The 21,527-nt window shown below is 60.5% G+C and carries 23 protein-coding genes; 15 read left to right on the top strand and 8 right to left on the bottom strand.

Annotated elements, in window-relative coordinates:
* Positions 1–112: 112 nt before the first annotated feature.
* From leuC to ACYVDM_RS02890, 5 genes are all read left to right on the top strand, one after another.
* A complete protein-coding gene (gene leuC, locus ACYVDM_RS02910; protein ID WP_415790996.1) occupies positions 113–1,534 on the top strand; it encodes a 3-isopropylmalate dehydratase large subunit in 1,422 nt (473 codons plus the stop codon).
* Positions 1,531–2,184 (top strand): 3-isopropylmalate dehydratase small subunit, encoded by a 654-nt coding sequence (gene leuD, locus ACYVDM_RS02905; RefSeq protein WP_415790998.1) that lies wholly within the window; start codon positions 1,531–1,533, stop codon positions 2,182–2,184. The genes leuC and leuD overlap by 4 nt, the downstream gene beginning before the upstream one ends.
* Before the next feature lie 61 nt (positions 2,185–2,245).
* The gene (locus ACYVDM_RS02900; protein ID WP_415791000.1) at positions 2,246–3,130 is read left to right on the top strand and encodes an alpha/beta fold hydrolase; all 885 of its coding nucleotides are present in this window, start codon (positions 2,246–2,248) and stop codon (positions 3,128–3,130) included.
* Positions 3,131–3,205: 75 nt separating this feature from the next.
* Positions 3,206–3,454, top strand: coding sequence for a DUF1289 domain-containing protein (locus ACYVDM_RS02895; protein WP_415791002.1), 249 nt, complete (start codon positions 3,206–3,208; stop codon positions 3,452–3,454).
* Between the two features lie 253 nt (positions 3,455–3,707).
* A complete protein-coding gene (locus tag ACYVDM_RS02890; RefSeq protein WP_415791004.1) occupies positions 3,708–3,923 on the top strand; it encodes a dodecin in 216 nt (71 codons plus the stop codon).
* A 160-nt stretch (positions 3,924–4,083) separates the two neighbouring features.
* Here ACYVDM_RS02890 and metK read toward each other — a convergent pair whose 3' ends face one another.
* Positions 4,084–5,247, bottom strand: a complete 1,164-nt coding sequence (gene metK / locus ACYVDM_RS02885) for a methionine adenosyltransferase (RefSeq protein WP_415791006.1) — start codon at positions 5,245–5,247, stop codon at positions 4,084–4,086.
* A gap of 286 nt (positions 5,248–5,533) precedes the next feature.
* Here metK and ACYVDM_RS02880 point away from each other — a divergent pair, with 286 nt between their 5' ends.
* From ACYVDM_RS02880 to xerC, 5 genes are read left to right on the top strand one after another with little or no spacing between them, the layout of a single operon-like run.
* Positions 5,534–6,454 carry a lysophospholipid acyltransferase family protein gene (locus tag ACYVDM_RS02880; protein WP_415791008.1) on the top strand — a complete coding sequence of 307 codons (921 nt, stop codon included), beginning with the start codon at positions 5,534–5,536 and terminating at the stop codon, positions 6,452–6,454.
* Positions 6,455–6,459: 5 nt separating this feature from the next.
* The gene (locus ACYVDM_RS02875) at positions 6,460–7,350 is read left to right on the top strand and encodes a lysophospholipid acyltransferase family protein (RefSeq protein WP_415791010.1); all 891 of its coding nucleotides are present in this window, start codon (positions 6,460–6,462) and stop codon (positions 7,348–7,350) included.
* 28 nt (positions 7,351–7,378) lie between these two features.
* Positions 7,379–8,293, top strand: a complete 915-nt coding sequence (gene dapF / locus ACYVDM_RS02870) for a diaminopimelate epimerase (RefSeq protein ID WP_460475303.1) — start codon at positions 7,379–7,381, stop codon at positions 8,291–8,293.
* Positions 8,294–8,307: 14 nt separating this feature from the next.
* Complete coding sequence (locus ACYVDM_RS02865) at positions 8,308–8,991, top strand: DUF484 family protein (protein WP_415791013.1); 684 nt, start codon at positions 8,308–8,310, stop codon at positions 8,989–8,991.
* Between the two features lie 37 nt (positions 8,992–9,028).
* The gene (gene xerC / locus ACYVDM_RS02860) at positions 9,029–10,015 is read left to right on the top strand and encodes a tyrosine recombinase XerC (protein ID WP_415791015.1); all 987 of its coding nucleotides are present in this window, start codon (positions 9,029–9,031) and stop codon (positions 10,013–10,015) included.
* A gap of 14 nt (positions 10,016–10,029) precedes the next feature.
* Here the strand turns inward: xerC and ACYVDM_RS02855 are convergent, their stop codons facing one another.
* The 7 genes from ACYVDM_RS02855 to ACYVDM_RS02825 form a co-directional block, all read right to left on the bottom strand.
* Positions 10,030–12,096, bottom strand: a complete 2,067-nt coding sequence (locus ACYVDM_RS02855; protein ID WP_415791017.1) for a TonB-dependent receptor domain-containing protein — start codon at positions 12,094–12,096, stop codon at positions 10,030–10,032.
* Between the two features lie 130 nt (positions 12,097–12,226).
* Entirely contained in the window at positions 12,227–13,282 is a 1,056-nt protein-coding gene (locus tag ACYVDM_RS02850) for a nickel/cobalt transporter (protein WP_415791019.1), read from the bottom strand.
* Positions 13,279–13,869, bottom strand: a complete 591-nt coding sequence (locus tag ACYVDM_RS02845) for a DUF1007 family protein (protein WP_415791448.1) — start codon at positions 13,867–13,869, stop codon at positions 13,279–13,281. Before ACYVDM_RS02845 ends, ACYVDM_RS02850 begins: the two co-directional genes overlap by 4 nt.
* 41 nt (positions 13,870–13,910) lie before the next feature.
* Entirely contained in the window at positions 13,911–14,960 is a 1,050-nt protein-coding gene (locus ACYVDM_RS02840; protein ID WP_415791450.1) for a metal ABC transporter substrate-binding protein, read from the bottom strand.
* Positions 14,960–15,847, bottom strand: coding sequence for a metal ABC transporter permease (locus ACYVDM_RS02835; RefSeq protein ID WP_415791021.1), 888 nt, complete (start codon positions 15,845–15,847; stop codon positions 14,960–14,962). The genes ACYVDM_RS02840 and ACYVDM_RS02835 overlap by 1 nt, the downstream gene beginning before the upstream one ends.
* Before the next feature lie 58 nt (positions 15,848–15,905).
* On the bottom strand, positions 15,906–16,658 hold the full coding sequence (locus ACYVDM_RS02830) for a metal ABC transporter ATP-binding protein (protein ID WP_415791023.1): 753 nt from the start codon (positions 16,656–16,658) through the stop codon (positions 15,906–15,908).
* Between the two features lie 5 nt (positions 16,659–16,663).
* Positions 16,664–16,816 carry a hypothetical protein gene (locus ACYVDM_RS02825; RefSeq protein ID WP_415791025.1) on the bottom strand — a complete coding sequence of 51 codons (153 nt, stop codon included), beginning with the start codon at positions 16,814–16,816 and terminating at the stop codon, positions 16,664–16,666.
* 170 nt (positions 16,817–16,986) lie between these two features.
* On the opposite strand from ACYVDM_RS02825, the gene ACYVDM_RS02820 reads away from it, so the two are divergent.
* The 5 genes from ACYVDM_RS02820 (at position 16,987) to hslU (ending at position 21,514) form a co-directional block, all read left to right on the top strand.
* On the top strand, positions 16,987–17,496 hold the full coding sequence (locus ACYVDM_RS02820; RefSeq protein WP_415791027.1) for a Fur family transcriptional regulator: 510 nt from the start codon (positions 16,987–16,989) through the stop codon (positions 17,494–17,496).
* 322 nt (positions 17,497–17,818) lie between these two features.
* Positions 17,819–18,922: a CobW family GTP-binding protein gene (locus ACYVDM_RS02815; protein WP_415791029.1), complete on the top strand. Its 1,104-nt coding sequence runs from the start codon at positions 17,819–17,821 to the stop codon at positions 18,920–18,922.
* A gap of 56 nt (positions 18,923–18,978) precedes the next feature.
* Entirely contained in the window at positions 18,979–19,443 is a 465-nt protein-coding gene (dksA, locus tag ACYVDM_RS02810; RefSeq protein WP_415791031.1) for an RNA polymerase-binding protein DksA, read from the top strand.
* Positions 19,444–19,603: 160 nt separating this feature from the next.
* A complete protein-coding gene (hslV, locus tag ACYVDM_RS02805) occupies positions 19,604–20,143 on the top strand; it encodes an ATP-dependent protease subunit HslV (RefSeq protein ID WP_415791033.1) in 540 nt (179 codons plus the stop codon).
* A gap of 36 nt (positions 20,144–20,179) precedes the next feature.
* On the top strand, positions 20,180–21,514 hold the full coding sequence (gene hslU / locus ACYVDM_RS02800) for an ATP-dependent protease ATPase subunit HslU (protein WP_415791035.1): 1,335 nt from the start codon (positions 20,180–20,182) through the stop codon (positions 21,512–21,514).
* Positions 21,515–21,527 lie beyond the last annotated feature (13 nt).

The raw sequence follows: 21,527 nt of genomic DNA, 5'->3' as shown, positions 1-21,527 counted from the left end.
TTAAATTAATTTAAATAAAACTTTATTTATTCATTAATTATAAGAACAAACTTGGCTTATACACTGGTTATACACATCAAAAAAACCCAGCCCGATTAAGGAATCGCTAACCATGGCTCCTATGACTTTGTACGACAAGCTGGTCGCTGGCCACACAGTCGCCCGCATTGATGACGAGCACATATTGCTCTATGTGGACTTGCACATCATGAACGAATACACCAGTCCCCAGGCATTCAGCGGATTGGCTGCGCGTGGACGCAAGGTACTGCGGCCTGGTCAGCAAATGGCGGTGGTTGACCATGTCATTCCGACGCATGCGACGCCCGCGGCATCCCGGGTGATTCAAGATCCCGCGTCCTCGCTGCAAGCCCGCAACCTTAAACGCAACTGCGACGAGCAGGGCATTGCACTATTCGACACGACAGATCCCTTGCAAGGGATTGAGCATGTGATCGCACCCGAGCACGGCATGATTCTGCCTGGCATGGTGGTGCTGTGTGGCGACAGCCATACAACGACCTATGGCGCACTGGGCGCGCTGGGTTTTGGTATCGGTACTTCCGAGGTCGAACACATCCTTGCCACGCAGACACTGGTCTATCGTCTCGCGAAAAACATGCATATCCGCATCGACGGTACATTGCCCGCCGGTGTGTCTGCCAAAGATCTCGTCATCTATGTGGTGTATCGACTCGGCGCGCAGGGGGCACGCGGCTACGCGGTGCAATACAGTGGCCAGGCAATTGACGCGCTGTCGGCCGAAGCCCGCATGACCTTGTGCAACATGACGGTCGAGGCAGGTGCTCGCGCCGCATTGATCGCGCCTGATGACACGACCTATCGTTATGTCGAAGCACGCGCACCGCAACTCCATGGCGCCGACTTGGATCTCGCGCGCGCACATTGGCACACCTTGTATTCGGACGCCGACGCACGATTCGACGTCGAGCACGTCTTCGATGCGGCATCCATTTCGCCATTCGTGACGTGGGGCACCAGCCCCGATCAAGCTATGCCCGTAACAGGCACGGTGCCAGACCCGGATGCCGAACCCGACACACTCGCACGTATCGCGCTGCGCAAGGCAATCGACTATATCGGCTTGACGCCTGGCACCCCGATCGCCGGCGTGCCTATTGATCGCGTCTTTATTGGCTCCTGTACGAACGGCCGCATCGAAGACCTGCGTGTCGTGGCGTCCATCGCACACGACCGCAAGGTTGCGCCCGGCGTACGCGCAATGATCGTACCGGGGTCCGGCGCCGTGCGTGCACAGGCCGAGGCCGAAGGTATTGCCGCACAACTGATCGAAGCCGGCTTCGAATGGCGCCAACCGGGTTGCTCGATGTGCCTGGCGATGAACGATGACATGCTGCGCCCTGGCGAACGCTGCGCATCCACCACGAACCGCAATTTCGAAGGGCGACAGGGTCGCGGCGGCCGGACCCATTTAATGAGTCCCGCCATGGCTGCCGCGGCGGCATTGACCGGCCACATCGTTGACGCGCGCACATTGGAGCAAACAACATGAGCCCATCCTCAGTCATCAAAGGGGTCGCGGCGCCCCTGCCATTCAGTAATCTGGATACCGACCAGATCATGCCCAAGCAGTTCCTGCGCATCGTCGATAAAGCCGGTCTGGACCAGGGCCTGCTCTACGATTTGCGCTTCGACGAAACCGGCGCCCCGCGCCCCGAATTCGTGCTGAATCAGCCCGCGTATCAGGGCAAGACGTCCATCTTGGTGGCAGGCCCGAACTTCGGCTGCGGCTCCAGTCGCGAGCATGCCGTCTGGGGGCTACAGCAATTTGGTATTCGCGTCATCATCGCGCCGAGCTTTGGCGAGATCTTCTTTTTTAATGCACTCAATAACGGTCTGCTGCTGGTCGCGCTACCCGGCGATCGGGTGGATGCCTTACTCAAACGGGTCGCCAATGTCGCAAGCCATGAACTCGAGATCGATATATTGGCGGGACAGGTACGCGCGGCGGACGGCTGGACGGCGACGTTTGCACTGTCTGCAAGACATCGCCAGATGTTTGCGCAAGGACAAGACATGGTAAGCGCCTCGTTGCAGCAACTCGACGAAATCGCGCAGTATGAAACGCAACATTGGGCGCAACATCCCTGGATGAAAGACGTCGCGCAACGTGTGCGCACCCGATTAAATACAGTACCGTAACTCTTTCGCCACCCGGACGGATGGCAAAGCGTCGTGCATAGACAACAAGCAAGGAACAACCGTGACTGACACACTCTTTGATCTGCCTATCCAGACCTTTACGGTGAATAGCCTGCGCATTGCCGCTCGCGTACAAGGCGACGGCCCACCCTTACTGCTGTTGCACGGTCATCCGCAGACCCACGTCATCTGGCATCGCCTTTGGCCCGAGCTGACGCGCAGCCACACCTGCATCGCCGCAGACCTGCGCGGTTATGGCGATAGCGACAAGCCCGCGGCGTCATCCGATCACGCCGCGTATTCAAAACGCGAGATGGCGCGCGATATGGCAGAGCTCATGACAACACTGGGCTTTGATCGCTTTGACGTACTGGCGCATGATCGGGGCGCTCGCGTGGCGCATCGCCTGGGGCTGGACTATGCCGAGCGTGTGCAACGCATGATGTTATTGGACATCGCCCCCACGCTAGACATGTACGACAACACGACGCGCGCCTTTGCGCAGGCCTACTATCACTGGTTCTGGCTGATCCAGCGAGCACCGATGCCCGAGACCATGATCGAACATGACCCGGTGTTTTACGTACGCTCGCTCATGGGCGGCAGACCGGGCGGCCTGGCGCTGTTTGCGCCAGAAGCCTTGGCCGAATACGAGCGCTGCGCCCGTTTGCCCGGCTGGGCCACCGGCGTCTGCGAAGACTATCGGGCAGCCGCCACCATCGATTTGGAGCACGATCGCGAGGGGCGCGACCGGGGGGAGCGCCTGCGCATGCCCCTACGCGTGTTCTGGGGTGAACGGGGCGCTGTCGGACAGAATTTCGACGTCTTGGCACTATGGCGCTCAATCAGCGACGATGTGGCCGGTCGGGCCTTGCCGGGAGCACACTATCTGGCCGAGGAAATCCCCGAACTCGTCTTGCAAGAAGCGCGGCAACTGTTCGAGTAGCGGGACCCGCACTTATCCGACCTTCCGTCAGGGCCTTGCAAAAGGGGACGCACTGCGAATGCTAAGCTCCGTAGGATGAGCAACACCCGAGCCACCCCCGACGGCGACACGCCCGACACCAACGACGCCAAGACGTCGCAGAACGCCTTTGTGGCGACCGATTCTCCGTGCGTCGCAGTGTGCTCGACGCTTTTTGACGAGATCTGCCGCGGCTGCGGCCGTACCGCCATGGAAGTCTCGAACTGGGTCTTTATGACCGAAGAAGAAAAACAAATCGTGTGGCACCGCATCCGCGCCCAGGGCTACCCCCGGCGCAAAGGGTAAAAAGCGACTCCGCCGACCCGGATAGCAACACGGCTTCTACTCGCACGGCCGCCCCACACTCAATGGGCGGCGTGGTGCTGCGCGCTTGCGGCCCGCTTGTTCGCCGCTCGCGTCCGCGCGGCGGAACTCGTAACCCCACTCTAACGCTTTGGGAGTATCCTGAGTGTTCGAATGGATTGCCGGCGCGTAAGCGCCCGGAACAGGGCCAGCGGACCGACGATTCACGACTCACCCCCCTTAGCGGAGACGAGCTATGTCGAATCATGTCTATAAGCAAATCGAATTGGTGGGCTCATCCACCAAATCTTCTGATGATGCGATCAGCCAAGCCATCGAGCGCGCGTCCGGGACCCTGCGCAATCTGGATTGGTTCGAAGTCACCCAGATCCGTGGCCACATCAAGGACGGCAAGGTCGCGCACTGGCAGGTCGGATTGAAGATCGGGATGCGACTGGAGGGCAATGAGTGATTCTGCGGTGCGCAGCGGCTGGCGCGCACATCGGAGCAATTCTTGAGCACCTTCGCCAAGTGATTGTCGCGTAAGGTTTTTTCTGACTTGTTGTCTAACTGTTAAGAGGCTTGTCCACAGTCCATGTGGACAAGCCTCTGGGTTTTTTCAACGCAAGACGTCAGACGCTCTTCTTCAGGTCCTGTGCCTTGTCGGTGGCTTCCCACGAGAACTCGGGCTCGGCCCGGCCAAAGTGGCCATAGGCTGCAGTCTTGGCATAGATCGGACGCAGCAGGTCGAGCATATTGACGATGCCCTTGGGACGCAGATCGAAGTGCTCCCGCACGAGTTGTGCGATCTGGTCGTCCGGGATCACGCCTGTGCCCTCGGTATACACCGTAATGTTGATGGGCTCGGCCACACCGATGGCATAGCTGACCTGCACCTGGCATTGACGCGCCAAGCCTGCCGCCACGATGTTCTTGGCGACATAGCGTGCCGCATAGGCCGCCGAACGGTCGACCTTGGAAGGATCTTTACCCGAGAACGCGCCGCCGCCGTGCGGGCATGCGCCACCGTAGGTGTCGACAATGATCTTGCGACCGGTCAGACCGCAATCGCCCTGCGGACCACCAATCACGAAGCGGCCCGTGGGGTTGACCAGGAATTTCGTATTGGACGTGATCAGCCCTTGCGGGAAGCTGGGCTTGATGATTTCTTCGACGACGGCTTCTTTGATCTCGGTTTGCGAGATCTCAGGTGCGTGCTGGGTCGACAGCACCACCGTATCGACCTCGACCGGGCGGCCATCCACATAGCGGAACGTCACTTGCGACTTGGCGTCAGGACGCAACCACGGCAGGCGGCCGTCCTTGCGCAGCTCGCTCTGGCGTTGCACCAAGCGGTGTGCATACCAGATCGGCGCCGGCATCAAGTCCGGGGTTTCGTCGCAGGCGTAGCCAAACATCAGGCCTTGGTCGCCCGCGCCCTGGTTCAGATAGTCTTCCGACGTGCGATCGACCCCCTGAGCGATGTCCGGCGATTGCTTGTCATAGGCCACCAGCACCGCGCAGCCCTTGTAGTCGATACCGTAGTCGGTATTGTCGTAGCCAATGCGACGGATCGTATCGCGCGCCACCTGGATATAGTCGACGTTGGCAGTCGTGGTGATTTCACCGGCCAACACCACGAGTCCGGTGTTGCACAGTGTCTCCGCGGCAACGCGGGCATTGGGATCTTGAGTAAAAATGGCGTCCAGGATGGAATCGGAAATCTGGTCGGCGACCTTGTCCGGATGTCCTTCGGAGACGGATTCAGAGGTAAAGAGAAAATCGTTACTGGCCACGGATATGTCCTCACGAGACCGGCAAAACCGGTACACAGGGTTAACGAGGCGCGTAGCGCCCCGGATCAAAACCTGTCATTAATGACAATCTGGGCGCGACGCTTTAGCGGATTTTGCCCGGGATGCTTACACATCACAGGCGTCGCCCCGCAAGTTGTCGGTTAACTCGGCGACAAATGTCATTTTAGGCGAAAATGCAGGGTTCATGCTTATTGCATAAATTCATACGCTAATTCCCAATGGTCCGCACCGCAGCTCCCGCGGTGCTATACAGGCCCCGACCCGCATGCTGCTTGCCTTGTTTCGCGCCATTGCCCTGCTACCCCTGCCGCTTTTACATGCGGTAGGGCGTTTGCTGGGCCGCCTGGTCTATGCCTTCCCGGGCCGCTACCGGCAACGTTTGCAAGCAAACGCCGCGCAGGCCGGTTATCCCGACCCCGCGTTTGCTCGCCGCGCAGCGGCCGAGACGGGTGCCATGATCATGGAAATGCCCAAGGTCTGGTTCCGTAGCGCGGAAAGCCTGGCCAAGACGACCTCCGACAGTTTTCATGTCGTCGAAGCCACCTTGGCCGAAAACCCGGACCGGGGCATCCTGTTTCTGACACCTCACCTGGGGTGCTTTGAAATTACCCCACGCTACGTAGCGGCCATTCAGCAAACACCGATGACCATCATGTTTCGCCCTCCCCGCACGCCGGCTTTCGCCCCGCTGCTGGCCGAGGCGCGCAACGCACTGGGCCTCAAGGCCGTGCCCGCAACTATGCAGGGCGTACGCGAATTCGTGCGCTCCCTGCGTCGCGGAGAGTGTGTCGGAATGTTGCCTGACCAGGCGCCAGGCGAAGGCGAAGGCGTCTGGGCACCATTTTTCGGACGCATGGCGTACACCATGACCATGCCGGGCAAGCTGGCTGCACAAACCAAGGTCGCGGTCATCGTAGTAGCGGGCGAACGCCTGCCACGCGGACGCGGTTGGCGGGTCCATTTCTCGCGCGTACCCGAACCCCTTCCGACGGATTCGCAGGCCCAGGCTGCTTTGTTCAACGCCTCCATGGAAAAGCTGATCCGCTTGGCCCCACACCAATATTTGTGGAGCTACAACCGCTACAAAACCCCACACGACGCCCCCCCCATTCCACCCATGCCCGATGCCCCGACATCTGATCGGGGCGCCGCGCCTACCTCCTCTGAATCCGATGCGCATACCTGACGCACATGAATGACCTCAAGCTGCGCGCCCTGAATGGCTTGTTTGCGTGGTTCGGCCGCATACGCCCCGCCAACCGTCAGCGCATCGGCGCGACGCTCGGCTGGCTGACCTGCAAACTGGCTCGTTCGCGCGCACGCATCGTACGCATCAACCTGCAACTGTGCTTCCCCGACCTGTCCGAGCGGGAGCGAGAGACGATGATGCGAGCGCACTTTCGCGCACTCGCCCAGACCATCGTCGACCGCGGCGTACTGTGGTACGGCACGCCCGAGGCGATCTGCGAGCTGGTGACGATCAAGGGCGCCGACCGCATCAACGCCCTGATTGCCGAAGGCCGGCGCGTCATCCTGCTGGCCCCGCACTTTGTGGCGCTGGATGCGGCCGCAACGCGACTCACGCTGGAACTGCCCAGCAGCGCCACCATGTACACCCCACAAAGTGATCCGGCAGTCGACACCATCGTGCGTGATGGCCGCGGCCGTTTCAACGAAGTGTTCCTGGTCAATCGCAAAGACGGCGTGCGTGAGTTGATCCGCCACCTGCGCGCCCCCCGCCCCGTCTATTACCTACCCGATATGGACTTTGGTCGCAACGGCGCGATATTCGTGCCCTTTTTTGGCGTGCCCGCCGCGACCCTCGTAGCCACCGCCCAACTGGCCCGCAAATGGGATGCGGCGGTCATGCCGATCATCGATTTTTGGGACCCCGCGACGGGCCGCTATCATGTCGATGTCCTGCCCCCCTTGGACGATTTTCCCGGCGAGGGTTCTCTTGAGGACGCCACCGCCCGCCTGAACCGCGACATCGAAAGCTGGGTGCGACGCTGCCCCAGTCAGTACTACTGGGTCCACCGGCGCTTCAAAACTCGCCCCTTGGGCGAGGCCAAGTTCTATTAATCCTGATCGGCGCCACGCCATCCACGTAATGCGCGATAATCAGGCCATGATGTGGAAATTCACCAAAATGCATGGCGCGGGCAATGACTTTGTCGTGCTGGACGGCGTACGCCAGTCCATCACGATGACGCCGGAGCGAGCGCGCGCGCTCGCCGATCGGCATTTCGGCATCGGCGCCGATCAAATCCTCGTGGTCGAGCCCTCCACGCACGCCGACGCGGATTTTCGTTATCGCATTTTCAATGCCGACGGCTCCGAGGTCGAGCACTGCGGCAACGGCGCGCGCTGTTTCGTACGCTTTGTGCACGAACAGCGCCTGTCCGATCGCAATCCGCTGCGCGCCGAAATCGCGACCGGGATCCTGATCCTGGACGAAGGCGATGACGAGCAAGTCACCGTCGACATGGGCTGCACCCGCTTTGATCCCGCCGCCCTGCCGTTTGACACCGCCGGCCTGGCCTCGCACCGTCAAGGCGATGACACGCTGTGGCATTTGGACTTGCCCAACACCCCCGCCGGACTGCCAGATAGCGTGCACGTCTCCGCCGTGGCGATTTCCAACCCGCACGCGGTCCAGCAAGTCGACGACGTGGACACGGCGCCAGTAGAAATCCTCGGACCACTGATTGAGCACCACCCGCGCTTTGCCCGACGCGTGAACGTCGGCTTTATGCAAGTCGTTGACCGCCAGACGATCCGGCTGCGCGTCTATGAGCGCGGTGCCGGCGAAACGCTGGCCTGCGGGACAGGCGCTTGCGCTGCCGTCGCCGCCGGGATCCGCCGCGGCCTATTAGCGTCGCCCGTGCACGTTCATGCACGCGGAGGCATCCTCTGCGTCGACTGGAACGGCGAGCGCCTGCGCATGACCGGCCCCGCCACCTCCGTCTATAACGGCCAGGTCGATATCGACAAACTGGTTTTTTCCATGGCCCTTGGCCGATAGCCCGCTACGCCTACATGACCGATACTGCTTTCACTGCTCAGGACATCGCGGATTTCCTGCAAAACAACCCTGCGTTCTTCGACGAACACGCGGAGATTTTCGCCACCCTGCAAGTGCCCCATCCGCATGGTACGCGGGCCATTTCGCTGGCCGAACGGCAAATTCTCACGCTGCGCGAGCGCGTGCGCGAGCTCGAATGGCGGCTGAACGAGCTCCTCAACCACGCCGACTCGAACGAAACCATCGGCTCCCATGTCTTGCAATGGTGCAGCCGCCTGCTGGGGGAAACCGAGCAGCAACATCTGCCTGGCGAAATCACACTGGGCCTAGCCGAGCAATTTGATCTGAATCACGTCGCCCTGCGCCTCTGGAATCTCGCCGGGCAGCCACCCACGGGCTATGGCGAACCCGTCTCACAAGACGTGCGCACCTTTACCGATAGCCTGAAAGCCCCGTATTGCGGCCCCGACACCGAGTTCGAAGCCGTCAGCTGGCTGGACGCCAAACCGCAATCCCTCGCGTTGATTCCGCTACGTCTGGAACCCGATCAGCCTAGCGTCGGTCTGCTCGTGTTGGGGTCAGACGACCCCACGCGATTCAACCCGGAAATGGGCACGGTATTTCTCGAATCCATCGGTCGTCTGGCATCGGCGACACTGCATCGCCTGCATGTGCCTACGCCTCAGGATCAGGCCTGATCCACAGCGGGTGGCCTAAAACGGACTCCTGTCGACAATGACCCGTTCAATTGCCCCCGCTACCCCGCCCACCGCCTTGCCCGCACCCCTGGATGCCTGGCTACAGCATTTACAGGCCCACCGGCGCTACTCGGCACATACGCTGGACGCTTATCGGCGCGACCTGCGCCAACTGGTCACGCTGGCACACGCTGCCGACCTGCCACTCGAGCAAGCCAACCAGGCACACATTCGACAGTTCGCCGCGCGCCTGCACGCGCAGGGCCTGGGCGCACGTAGCCTGGCACGCACATTAGCCGCCTGGCGCGGCTTTTATCAATGGTGGGCCCCCACTGCGGGGCTGGCAGGTAACCCCGTTGCGGGCGTACGCGCCCCCAAAGCGCCTCGCGGCCTTCCCAAAGCCCTCTCTGTCGAGCACGCCCAGGCGCTGCTGGATCACGCCCCCGCCCAATTGTCCACCGAGCCGGCGGGCCTGCGCGATCTGGCCATGTTTGAACTGCTGTATTCCAGCGGCCTGCGACTGTCTGAACTGGTCGGACTCGATCTGCACTACACACGTACCGCCGACTACGAATCCTCCAGTTGGATAAACCGCGACGAAGCCGAAGTCGTCGTCCTGGGCAAAGGCGGCAAACGCCGCAGTGTCCCGGTAGGCAAGGCCGCGCTGACCGCGCTGCAACGCTGGATCGACGTTCGGCCTCAGCTCGCGGCGACAAATGCCGCGGCTACGGATGCCAACGCCCTGTTCGTCGGGACCCGCGGGCGGCGCATCTCCCCTCGTGTCGTACAAACACAATTAGCTAGGTTCGCCCAAGCCGCCGGCCTGCCCGCACATGTCCACCCCCATGTGCTGCGCCATAGTTTCGCCAGCCATGTCTTGCAATCCGCGCAGGACCTGCGCGCCGTGCAAGAGCTACTGGGCCACGCCAACATCTCCACCACGCAGATCTACACCCGGCTGGATTTCCAGCACCTGGCCAAAGCCTACGATCAAGCCCACCCGAGAGCCGGACGCAAGTCATAGGCTTGGCACGACGATCAGTAGGTCACCCGCACGCCCAGCAACACACTACGGCCCGCCAGCGGCGCCGCCGTCGAGATGAACGACGCGTGGTTATACGCCAACTCGTTCAGCAAGTTTGTGCCACGCAGATAAATCTCATAGGCGGCATCCGAGCCTAGCGCATCGCGATAGCTCACCACGGCATTGAGCATGTCGTAACCCGCCGTAGTCGACTCATACGACGCGATATCGTTTTGACGGAACACATGGGCGTACTCTACGCCACCCGACCACTTGTGCCAGTTGACGTTGGCGCGCACGCCCGCCCGCGCGGCCGGGATACGCGGCAAATTACCGTCGCCCCCGGTCAGCTTGCCACGCACATAGTCACCAAACACGCCTGCCGAAAACACTTTGTTGAACTGGTGACTCACCTCACCCTCGATACCTGTGAATTCCGCATCGTGCTGTGCATACTCGATCAAACGAAAATCTTCATACTGATCAAGCGTATTGGCGTAGATGTAGTTCTTGACGCGATTGTGAAATGCGCTCAGGCTGAACGTCGTATCACCCTCATATTTGCGCAACGTCAGATCGATATTCTGCGACGTTTCCTTATTCAAATCTGCATTACCGATTTCGTAGGTATTCGTTGCCAGATGCACACCATCGGCATAGAGCTCCTGGGCCGTCGGCAAGCGTTGCGAACGCGACAAGGACAGGGCGACGGAATACTGCGGCGCAAATTCCCAAATCGCCGCGGCCGACAGCGACGTGCCCGACTGGCTCGAACGCGGGTTATCACCTTCTGGCGAGATACGCTGCCAATCCTGACGTGCGCCGAGTTCAAAACGCCAATCGTCCAGGCGATACTCTTCCAGCAAAAAAATACCGGTCGATTGCGTATCGCTGCGAGGCAAGAAAGCCTCTTCGCCCTCGGCGCTAAAGTCGCTGAATGCGTTCTGTAAACCGATCACCCCCCGCCAACCATAAAGGGGCTTGTGCTCCAGCTCCAGACGCGCGTCATAACCTCGATTTTTAAAGGTGGTACCGACTTCTCCGCCTTCGATTTCCTGATGCTGGTAATCGGTCAGGCCGCCGCGGAAACGGATTTTCTCGAAACCAGCAAACGGCTCGGTGTATTCGGCACGCACATCAACGCGCTGGCTGCGCAGTTTGACGTAAGGCGGGTCTTCTTCACCGTGATCATGATCATGCTCGTCGTGATCCCCATGATCGTGATCGTCATGGCTGCCGCAATGCAGATGCGAGCCATGCGGATGGCAGCCCTCGTACTCGTGATTATGGCCAGGCAGTCCGTATTTGCTGTCCAGATACGTAAACGCCACCCCAACGTAACCACGCGGCGTCACCCACGACAAACCCACGCTACCTTGCGAAGATTCGCTATACGAACCGGCTAACGTATCACTGGTCCAGTCAGGAACATCGTAATCATCCGTACGACGCTTCATGCCTTCGACATGGACAGCAAACTGCCCGGTCCCTGCGGTGATACTCACCGCACCGGCGCGCTCATTGGTCCCGGTCGCGCCACGAATCTCTGCCTCGGCCTCGACACCTCTTTCGGGGATCGCCGTGGGAATGCGATTGTCCAGAACGTTGACGACACCCCCAATCGCGCCGCCGCCATACAACAGCGTAGACGGACCGCGCAGGACTTCGATTTTCCGTGCCAGCAGCGGCTCGGTGGTCACCGCGTGGTCAGGCGAAATAGAGGAAGCATCCATTAATTCGGAACCATCCGACAACACCTTGACGCGTGGCGCAGTCTGACCACGGATGACCGGGCGACTGGCGCCACCGCCAAACGTATCCGAATGAACCCCCAGCAACCCGTTCAACGTATCGCCCAGCGTGCCTTGACGGCGTTCAATCAGCGCGTTGCCATCCAGCACCAATGCCGGCAAGGCCATGCTGTCGAGATCTAGGCCGAGAGGATTGGCCGAGACCGTGATAGGCGCCAATGTCGGGGCATTCTCTTCGAATTCGCCGGGGATTTGCGCAGGTTGCGCCTGCACGGCGGGGGCTAGCGCCAGTGACAAAGCGAAGGCCAGCGGCTGGGGTTTAAGTATCATTTCCCTTTCCAATGATGTTATAACATTCCAATAATTTCAGGATGATATAACATATCAATACTGTTCGCAGACAAAATCCAGACAAAAAATGATGATGAACGGATTAAGGGTGCTTCAGTGACGCCGACCGTCACGCTCCGCCGCTGAATTGCCCGCCGAGCAACAGCAAGCCGAGCAACAAAATAAGCAGTGCGGCGACGGCCTCGATGGCGATACGAACGCGGGTCATCCAGATGGCGCTGGCGTATGCACTCAGACGCGTGGCGGCACCCCCGGCCGCGACGGCGAACACGGCTAACGCCGCGACAGTCAGTCCGGTACCCAGCCCCATCGCCAAGGCAGCGGCGATACCCGCGGCGAAGAAATTTTGTGACAGAGCAAAGACCAGGACAATTAATGCACCGCTGCATGGACGCAGACCCATCGCGAGAACGACTGAACCCGTTTTGCGCCAGTCCAGCGCACCCGCCACCTGGTCGGCCAGCGGGACATGCGCATGTCCACAGCCACAGTCGTCATGATAATGATGATCATGGGCGGCGTCGTGCGCGTGCCCGGCGTCACGATGATGGTGATGATCATGAGTGGCGTCATGCGCGTGCCCGGCGTCATAACCCTGGTCGTGATCGTGATCTCGCCCGGACCGGCGCAGCCAGGGACGCACGGCCTTGGCCCAGACCAGCCATGCCCCCAGCAGCGTGATCAACGCATACGAGGCGGTTTCCAGCCAACGCGTGGCGCGGTTCATCTCTGGCGCGGTGGCGTTCAATAACCAGGCCATGATAGCGACCAGAATGATGGCGACGAGCGCCTGCAATAGCGCGGCCAACAGCGCCAACACCGCGCCGTTACGAGCGGTCTGGCGATTGGCGAGGACGTACGAGGCGATCACGGCTTTGCCGTGGCCCGGGCCTAATGCGTGAAATATTCCATAGGCGAAAGACAACCCCAGCAATCCCCAAGCGGCGGCGCCATCGGCCTGCCAGGCACGCACGGCCCCCGTCAGTTGTCGATAGAAATGCGATTGCCACGCGGCTATCTGGGCAAACAAGGCGCTCAGCCAATCCGGCCCGGCCAAGCCGCCCCCGCTTTCCGGTACGCCGAATGGATGGGCACCCTGGGACCATACAGCCAAGGGGGACAACCACAGCAGTAACGCCACCACCGCAACAGCCAATCGCTTCATTTACAAGTCACTTCTATTCGATGTGTCAGACCTTTGGTAATCGCCAACAGCTCATCAGGCACGGTTTCCGCCTCGGCGGGGATACTCGCCAACTGCTGCATCGTTTGCCAATCGAGTTCGCGTGGCGGTCGATAGGACGAGCGGCAATGCTCGGGGGCATCGATCATAGACACGGCGCCAGGTGCATCAAAGGCATAGGCGACAAAGTACGTCGGATCGTAGATATCGAACTGTACGCCCTGCTTATCGGGCACCAAAGGTTGCGCAAACGGGAGGGTAAATGACAAGGTCAAGCGCTGGCTCTTCGTGTCCCAACTAACCACGGCGTCGCGCGGCTCGGCAAACGTCAAGGGCTGCCCGTTCACAGAGGCTTGCGTAAAGTAGTGCGAAATCGGCTCGCCCAGGGCCTGCATCCAATCTTTCGCCATACCTTGCAGAGTGTCAGCCGACAGACTGCCACCGGGACCTTTTTCCAGGCCTTGAGTCGTGTAGACACCGAACATCTCGTCGAACTTCCAGTCTTGCTTAATCGCCGTTATACGGCCCTGCCCATCAAAAGCGAGTCGCGCACGAGCATCGATCCACATATGTGGATGAGCGTGTACCGTCGATGCCGCGCTGGCCATAATTATTGCGGCTGCAAGGCGTCGGCCAACTGACGAGCATTCCATTCAAACATTCCTAAATAAGTCGCCGCCGGTTGCCCGGATGGGGCCAGCGCATCGGAATAGAGCGTACCACCGGCACGGGCCCCTGTTTCGCGTGCAATCTGCCGAACCAAGGCAGGGTTGCTGATGTTCTCGACAAAGACGGCGGACACATGCTCGCGCTTGACCTGCTCAATAATGCGTGCCATGTCGGCCGCCGAAGGCTCCGCGTCGGTCGACAACCCTGCCACGGGGATGAATCGCACACCATAGGCATCCCCAAAATAGCCGAACGCGTCGTGCGAGCTGACGACTTGACGGCGCTCGGCCGGAATCGCAGCAAAGATCTTCCGGATCCGAGCGTCCAATGCGTCGATGCGCGCGATATAGGCTTGAGCGCGTTGACGATAGCTCGCCGCATGCGACGGATCGGCCGCGGCCAGACCCTCGGCAATATTGTGGGCGTAGACGGCGCCGTTCTTCAGGCTTTGCCAAGCGTGAGGGTCCTGATCGCCATGATGGTGGTGATGGTGATCGTCGTGCTTGTGCGTGTCGTGATCGTGATCATGCGCGTCATGATCGTGACCGTCATGATCATGATCGTCACCATCGGCTTGGTGATGGCTACCCGCGTGCGCTGACTCTGACTTTGACTCAGCCATCTTGCGCGGCGTAATCCCGGCGGTGGCAACGATCTTGGCGCCTGAAAAATCCGCGGCCTTGGCCAAGCGGGGCAGCCACGTTTCAAAATCCAGTCCATTTTCGACCAACACAGCCGCGTCTTTCAACTGACGCGCCGCGGCTGGCGTGGGCTCATACGAATGGGCATCGCCATCGGGACCGACCAGGGTCGTCACCGACACATCGTCACCACCGATCTCACGCACCATATCGCCCAGCACCGAAAAACTGGCGACGACGCGCAGAGGTTCGGCGCTTTGCGCCACGGCCGGCGCGCATACGCCAACGGCTCCCAACATCAACAGCGTCAAAACACGGCGCCGCGCCTGTGCGACAAAATTGTTATGCATCATTTTTCCTTTAGCGAAAACGTTGCGTGGCCATGCGCAATCAGGCCATGCAATAGCCCACCCTGCGGCCCGCAAACCACAGAAATCAAATACGCCAGACCCGCCGCCAAAATGATGGCGGGTGACGCTGGCAGGTTGTAGTAATACGAAATCAACAGGCCGGAGATACCCGACCCGATCCCTATCACCGCCGCGAGAACAATCTGTCCTGCAACAGTCGACAACCAGAACCGCGCGGCCGCCGCGGGCAACATCATCATGCCCACCACCATCAAGGTGCCCAGCACCTGAAACCCCGCCACCAGATTTACGACGACCATGATCAGAAAGACCATATGCGCCAGCGTGCCACGACCGCCGCAGGCCCGCAGAAAGCCCGCATCCAAACACTCGGCCACCAGCACCCGATACCACATCGCCATCGCGAGCAGCGTCACACTCGCCACACTCGTCACCAACAACAGCGCCGCATCATCCAGACCCAGCACCGTGCCAAACAAGACGTGCAACAGGTCCATGTTCGAACCCCGCATCGATACCAGCAACACCCCCAGCCCCAACGAAATCAGATAAAACGCCGCGAAACTGGCGTCTTCCCGCAATGGGGTCAGCCGAGCCACGACACCCGCCAGTACAGCGACCAGCAAACCGGTCATCAACCCGCCCAGCAGCATTGCCCATAGTGACAGGCCCGAAAGCAAAAAACCGGCAGCCACCCCGGGGAGAATCGCGTGCGACATCGCGTCACCCATCAGACTCATTCGCCGCAGCACCAAAAACACCCCCAAAGGCGCAGCGCCCACCGCTGCCGCCGACGTCCCCGCCAGCGCGCGACGCATAAAGGCATAGTCAATAAACGGCGTCACGACCCAATCCAGCCCAGTCATGCGACACTCCCTGCGACATCGAATATCGCGTCCCGCAGCCTATGCCGACAACGTTCGATCACAACCACTCCTCGAGCGCGCCACGCGCCGTCGCCAAATTGCCGGGCGTCAACGCCTCGGACGTCGGCCCCCAGGCAACCTGCCGTCCGGCGAGCAGCAACGACCGCGCAAAATACGCGCGTACCATCGCCAAATCGTGCAGCACGGCAATCACCGTGCGGCCCTCCTGATTCCACATACATAGCAATTGCATCAAGGCGTCCGCGGTATGGCTGTCGACGGCGGCGAAAGGCTCGTCCAACAACAGCACTTGCGCATCCTGTAGCATCAACCGGGCAAATAGCGCCCGTTGCATTTGCCCACCCGACAGGACACCCACCATACGGCCCGCCTCGTCGGCCAGCCCCACCGTCTCCAACGCCTGCCAGACGCGTTGCGTTTCTGCTCGGCTAAAACGGCGCCACGCGCCAACTCGCCGCCACGCGCCCATGGCCACCATGTCCAGCACCGTGATCGGAAACGAGCGATCGACCTCCGCGGCCTGTGGCAGCCAGGCCAGGCGGTGGCGTTCGGCACGGCTGATATGCAGATGGCCGGCCATGGGGCGCATGAGCCCGACCATGCCTTTGATCAAGGTGGATTTGCCGGCGCCGTTGGGCCCCGCGATCGCCGTCATCGATCCTCGGTCAAAATGTCCGGTCACCGCCCGCACGGCCGCCTGCCCCCGCCAGCCAAAAGCCGCATCACGCAACGCGATCACAGGTTCATCGACCGATACGCTCGCGCCTGCCTCGCGGGTAGAAATTGCCATGCCGTTCACGCCCCGATCCACCGCCAGTCCAGCGCCCACCCCGTCAACATCCACAGGATCACTGCCACCACCGCCGCGATGCCCAAACGGCAAAAAACCGAGGTTCGCAGCGCGGAACGATGAGAACGCGCCGAAGCAGCGGAAACAATATGAGACATATCAGTGTCATGCCGCCCAGCGCATAGGCCAGGCGACGTCATTTACTTAATTTAGATATGTTATATCATACCAATACTGAGCAAGATCGACCCCTTGCTCCCTGTACGGCCTGTTTTCTGATACTTTCCAGGGATTACCTGTCCGGCCTGACACCGCCGCCCTGATCGTGATGCCCACCTCGCCCCGCACTAGCCACTCTGACACCATAGGCGAACAACTCAACATCGCCGAATCGCTCTGTGCGCAGCGCGGTCGCCGACTGACGCCCATACGTCGTAAGGTGCTGGAATTGCTCCTGCGCCACGGTCGCAGCCTGAAGGCATACGAGTTGCTTGATGCCATGCGCGCCGAACATCCCGGCGCCGCGCCTCCCACCGTCTACCGCGCACTGGACTTTCTCATGGACGAAGGCCTGATCCATCGCCTGGACGCCGTGAATGCCTGGACAGCTTGCCAGGACGCCGGCGGCGCCCCTCATGATCTGCTCGTGGTCTGTACGGGTTGCGGCGCGGTCGCCGAGGTCAGCGACCCCGCGATGAGCCGGCAATTAGCCGAACGCGTGGCCCTGACCGGCTTTGCCCTGGTCACCCACGAGACCGAAATCCGTGCCCTGTGCCCGCAGTGCCAACAAAAGCAATCGACGGATGCCGGCCACCATCATCACGGCCACGCACACTGAACCACGAGACAACGGCCAGCCAGCTGAATCGTCCCCCACGGTCGCGGCGACCGCTGCGCGCGCGTATTGCGCCGCCACTTATTCCGGTCAAGTAGGCTGCCGCACTTGAAATGCAGACATACATCCCCATATAACTGCATCTGATGGATTACCGTAGCGTTTTATACCGGTGACAAAAGTTCGGTGCCGGGGGTTGTCCCGGGGTTTGCCCACCCGCGCCGACTGTGCTGTAATCCTGCGTCCGGTCGCAACCGCGGCCGCCTGTCGTTAATCGCCTTGGACGCACTCGTGCGCCTTGGAGCTTTCAGCTTACCGCCTTGCCATGAATACCCAGCGCAATTTGGACAAAATGGTTCCCGTCACCATCCTCACCGGCTTTCTCGGTGCGGGCAAGACCACCCTGCTCAAGCGCATCCTGACCGAATACCACGGCCGTCGCGTTGCCGTCATCGAAAACGAATTCGGACCCGAGAGCATCGACAACGATTTGCTCGTACAAGACAGCGACGAAGAAATCATCGAGCTCAGCAACGGCTGCGTCTGCTGCACCGTGCGCGGCGACCTGATGCGCACGCTGGCCGAGCTGCGCGCCAAGCGCGTAGCGGGCGAGCTCAGTTTCGAACGCGTTATCCTGGAAACCACCGGCATGGCCAATCCCGGCCCGGTGTGCCAGACGTTCTTCATGGATGACGACATCGCCGAATACTACCGCCTGGACGCGGTAGTCACAGTGGTCGATGCCAAGCACGGCATGGCGACGCTCGACGCCCAGTCCGAAGCCCAGAAACAAGTCGGCTTTGCCGACCGCATCCTGGTGTCCAAGAAAGACTTGGTCAACGAAGCCGACTACGAGGCGCTACGCGCCCGCCTGGTGCGCATCAATCCGCGCGCGCCCATTACGCCGGTCAATTTTGGCGAAGTCGACCTCAAGTCGATCATCGACATCAGTGGCTTTAACCTGAACTCCATTCTCGACATCGACCCCGAATTCCTGGCCGATGAGCACCCCGACGCCGCCCATGCCCATGAGCACGGTCATGACCATGGTCACGACCACGATCATGACCACGAAGGCGAATGCGGGGCGCATTGTCAAACTCACGATCACCACCACCACCATCACGACGACGAAATCGGTGCGTTCGTATTCCGTTCCAACAAGCCGTTCGATCCCGCACGGCTTGAAGAATTTCTCGGCGGAGTGGTGCAGGTCTACGGTCCCGACCTCATGCGCTACAAGGGCATCCTGTACATGAAAGGCATCAACCGCCGCATGTTGTTTCAGGGTGTTCACATGATGATGGGCGCCGAACCTGGCAAGCCGTGGACCGCAGCCGAAAAACCGTCTACCAAGATGGTCTTTATCGGTCGTAAACTGCCCCAGGAAATTTTCACCCGGGGTTTGGAGCAGTGCCTGGCGGGCTAACGCCGCAATCCCGACGCGCGCATCGCGCCAGGATCGATTCATAGTGGAGTGTTTTCATGGCTACCAAGGCAGCAACCAAAAAATCAAACAAGTCGACGAGCGACGCGGCGATTGATCTGCCCAGCGAAGTAGAATTGCTGGCCATGCCCGAGTCGGACTATATGAACGACCGCCAATTGGCGTTCTTCAAAGAACGACTCAAGCAACTCGAACAAGACATCCTGGCCAACGCCGGCGAGACCACCGAGCACTTGCGCGAAACGCAATTCGTGCCCGATCCCGCCGACCGCGCGACCATCGAAGAAGAGCACGCTCTCGAACTGCGTACCCGCGACCGCGAACGCAAACTGCTCAAGAAAGTGCAACAGTCCATTGCCCGCATCGAAAGCGGCGAATATGGCTGGTGCGAAGAAACCGGCGAACCCATCGGCGTCCCCCGCCTGTTGGCACGCCCGACCGCTACCCTCTCTCTCGAGGCGCAAGAGCGGCGCGAAATGCGTCAAAAGCTCTACGGAGACTAACCCCTCCCCCGCGCTATTTGTCTGTCTCTCCAGGGCCGCATCGGTTTTCCGATGTGGCCCTTTTTCTTGTTATGCATGATCCAGAGGGATAATGTCATGCAGGCGGCACCTTGAAATCTGGCGCATCGCCCCCAATTCAGACCTTCACAGGAAGGAACGCATGGAACAATTTCACGCCACTACCATCATCTGCGTGCGCCGCGGCAACCGCGTTGCGCTGGGCGGTGATGGCCAGGTCACCCTGGGCAACATCGTCATCAAGGGAACCGCCCGCAAGATCCGTCGCCTCTACCATGACAAAATTCTGGCAGGCTTTGCCGGCGCCACCGCCGACGCCTTTACGCTGCAAGAGCGCTTCGAGACCAAACTCGAAAAACACCAGGGTCACCTGATGCGCGCCGCCGTCGAGCTGACCCGCGACTGGCGTACCGACCGCGTACTGCGCCGCCTGGAAGCCATGCTGATCGTGGCCGATGCCGAACACACCCTGGTCCTGACCGGCAACGGTGATGTCCTCGAGCCCGAGCACGGTCTGGCGGCCATTGGTTCCGGCGGCGCCTACGCGCAAGCGGCCGCGCTGGGCCTGTTGCGCAACACCGAGCTAGCCCCAGCCGACATCGTTAAACAATCGCTCGAGATCGCTGGCGATTTGTGCATTTACACCAACCAGAACCACGTCGTCGAAACGTTAGGCGAATAGCCGCCGCGACGAGTTGCTGCAGCAAGGATTCCGCTCATGTCCGCATCCACTATGACTCCCGGAGAAATCGTCTCCGAGCTCGACAAATACATCATCGGCCAAAACCGTGCCAAGCGTGCAGTGGCCGTCGCATTGCGCAACCGCTGGCGTCGCCAACAGGTCGACGAACCCCTGCGCCATGAAATCCACCCCAAAAACATCCTGATGATCGGCCCCACCGGCGTGGGCAAGACCGAAATCGCCCGCCGCCTGGCCAAGCTGGCCAACGCGCCGTTCATCAAGATCGAGGCGACCAAGTTCACCGAAGTCGGCTACGTCGGCCGCGACGTCGATACCATCATTCGCGACCTGACCGAATATTCGATCAAACAAACGCGCGAGCTCGAAATGCGCCGCGTACGCACCCAGGCCGAAGACGCCGCTGAAGACCGTATCCTGGACGCCCTGGTGCCGCCAGCCCGGGGCGCATCTGGCGAACCCGAACGCAACCAGGACAGCAGTGCCCGCCAGACATTCCGCAAACGGCTGCGCGAAGGCACGATCGACGACCTGGAAATCGAAATCGAAGTCGCCCAGACGGTGCCGCAAATGGACGTCATGACCCCGCCGGGCATGGAAGAAATGGCCGAGCAGTTGCGCGGCATGTTCGCCGGCATGGCCCGCGACAAGAAAAAACCCAAGAAAATGAAGGTCAAAGAGGCCTTCAAGCTCATCGTCGACGAAGAAGCCGCCAAGCGCGTCAACGAAGACGATCTACGCACTGTCGCCATTGCCAACGTCGAGCAAAACGGTATCGTCTTTCTGGATGAAATCGACAAAATCGCCACCCGCCAAGAAAGCAGTGGCTCCGATGTCTCGCGTCAGGGTGTACAACGCGACCTGCTGCCACTCGTGGAAGGCACGACCGTCAACACCCGCTACGGCATGGTGCGCACCGATCACATCCTCTTCATCGCCTCGGGTGCGTTTCACCTGTCACGACCGTCTGACCTGATCCCCGAACTGCAGGGGCGCTTTCCCATTCGCGTCGAACTAGAATCGCTCTCGGCCCAGGACTTCGTGCGCATCCTGTGCGACACCGACGCCTCGCTGACCAAGCAATATTCCGCCTTGCTGGCCACCGAAGACGTACACCTCGAATTCACACCCGAGGGCATCGAACGCCTGGCCGAACTGGCGTTTTCGGTCAATGAACGCACCGAAAACATCGGCGCGCGGCGTCTGTACACCGTCATGGAAAAGCTGCTCGAAGAGCTCTCGTTCGATGCAACGGCCAGCAGCGGCCGTAACGTCAAGATCGACGCGGCCTACGTGAACGAACAGTTGTCCGAAGCCGCAGCCAGCCAGGATCTGGCGCGCTACGTGCTGTAACGTATGAAGCACC

It is taken from the genome of Bordetella tumulicola, assembly GCF_054779135.1.
Note: the sequence above shows the minus strand (reverse complement) of the source record. Positions and strands in the feature narration are given on the sequence as shown.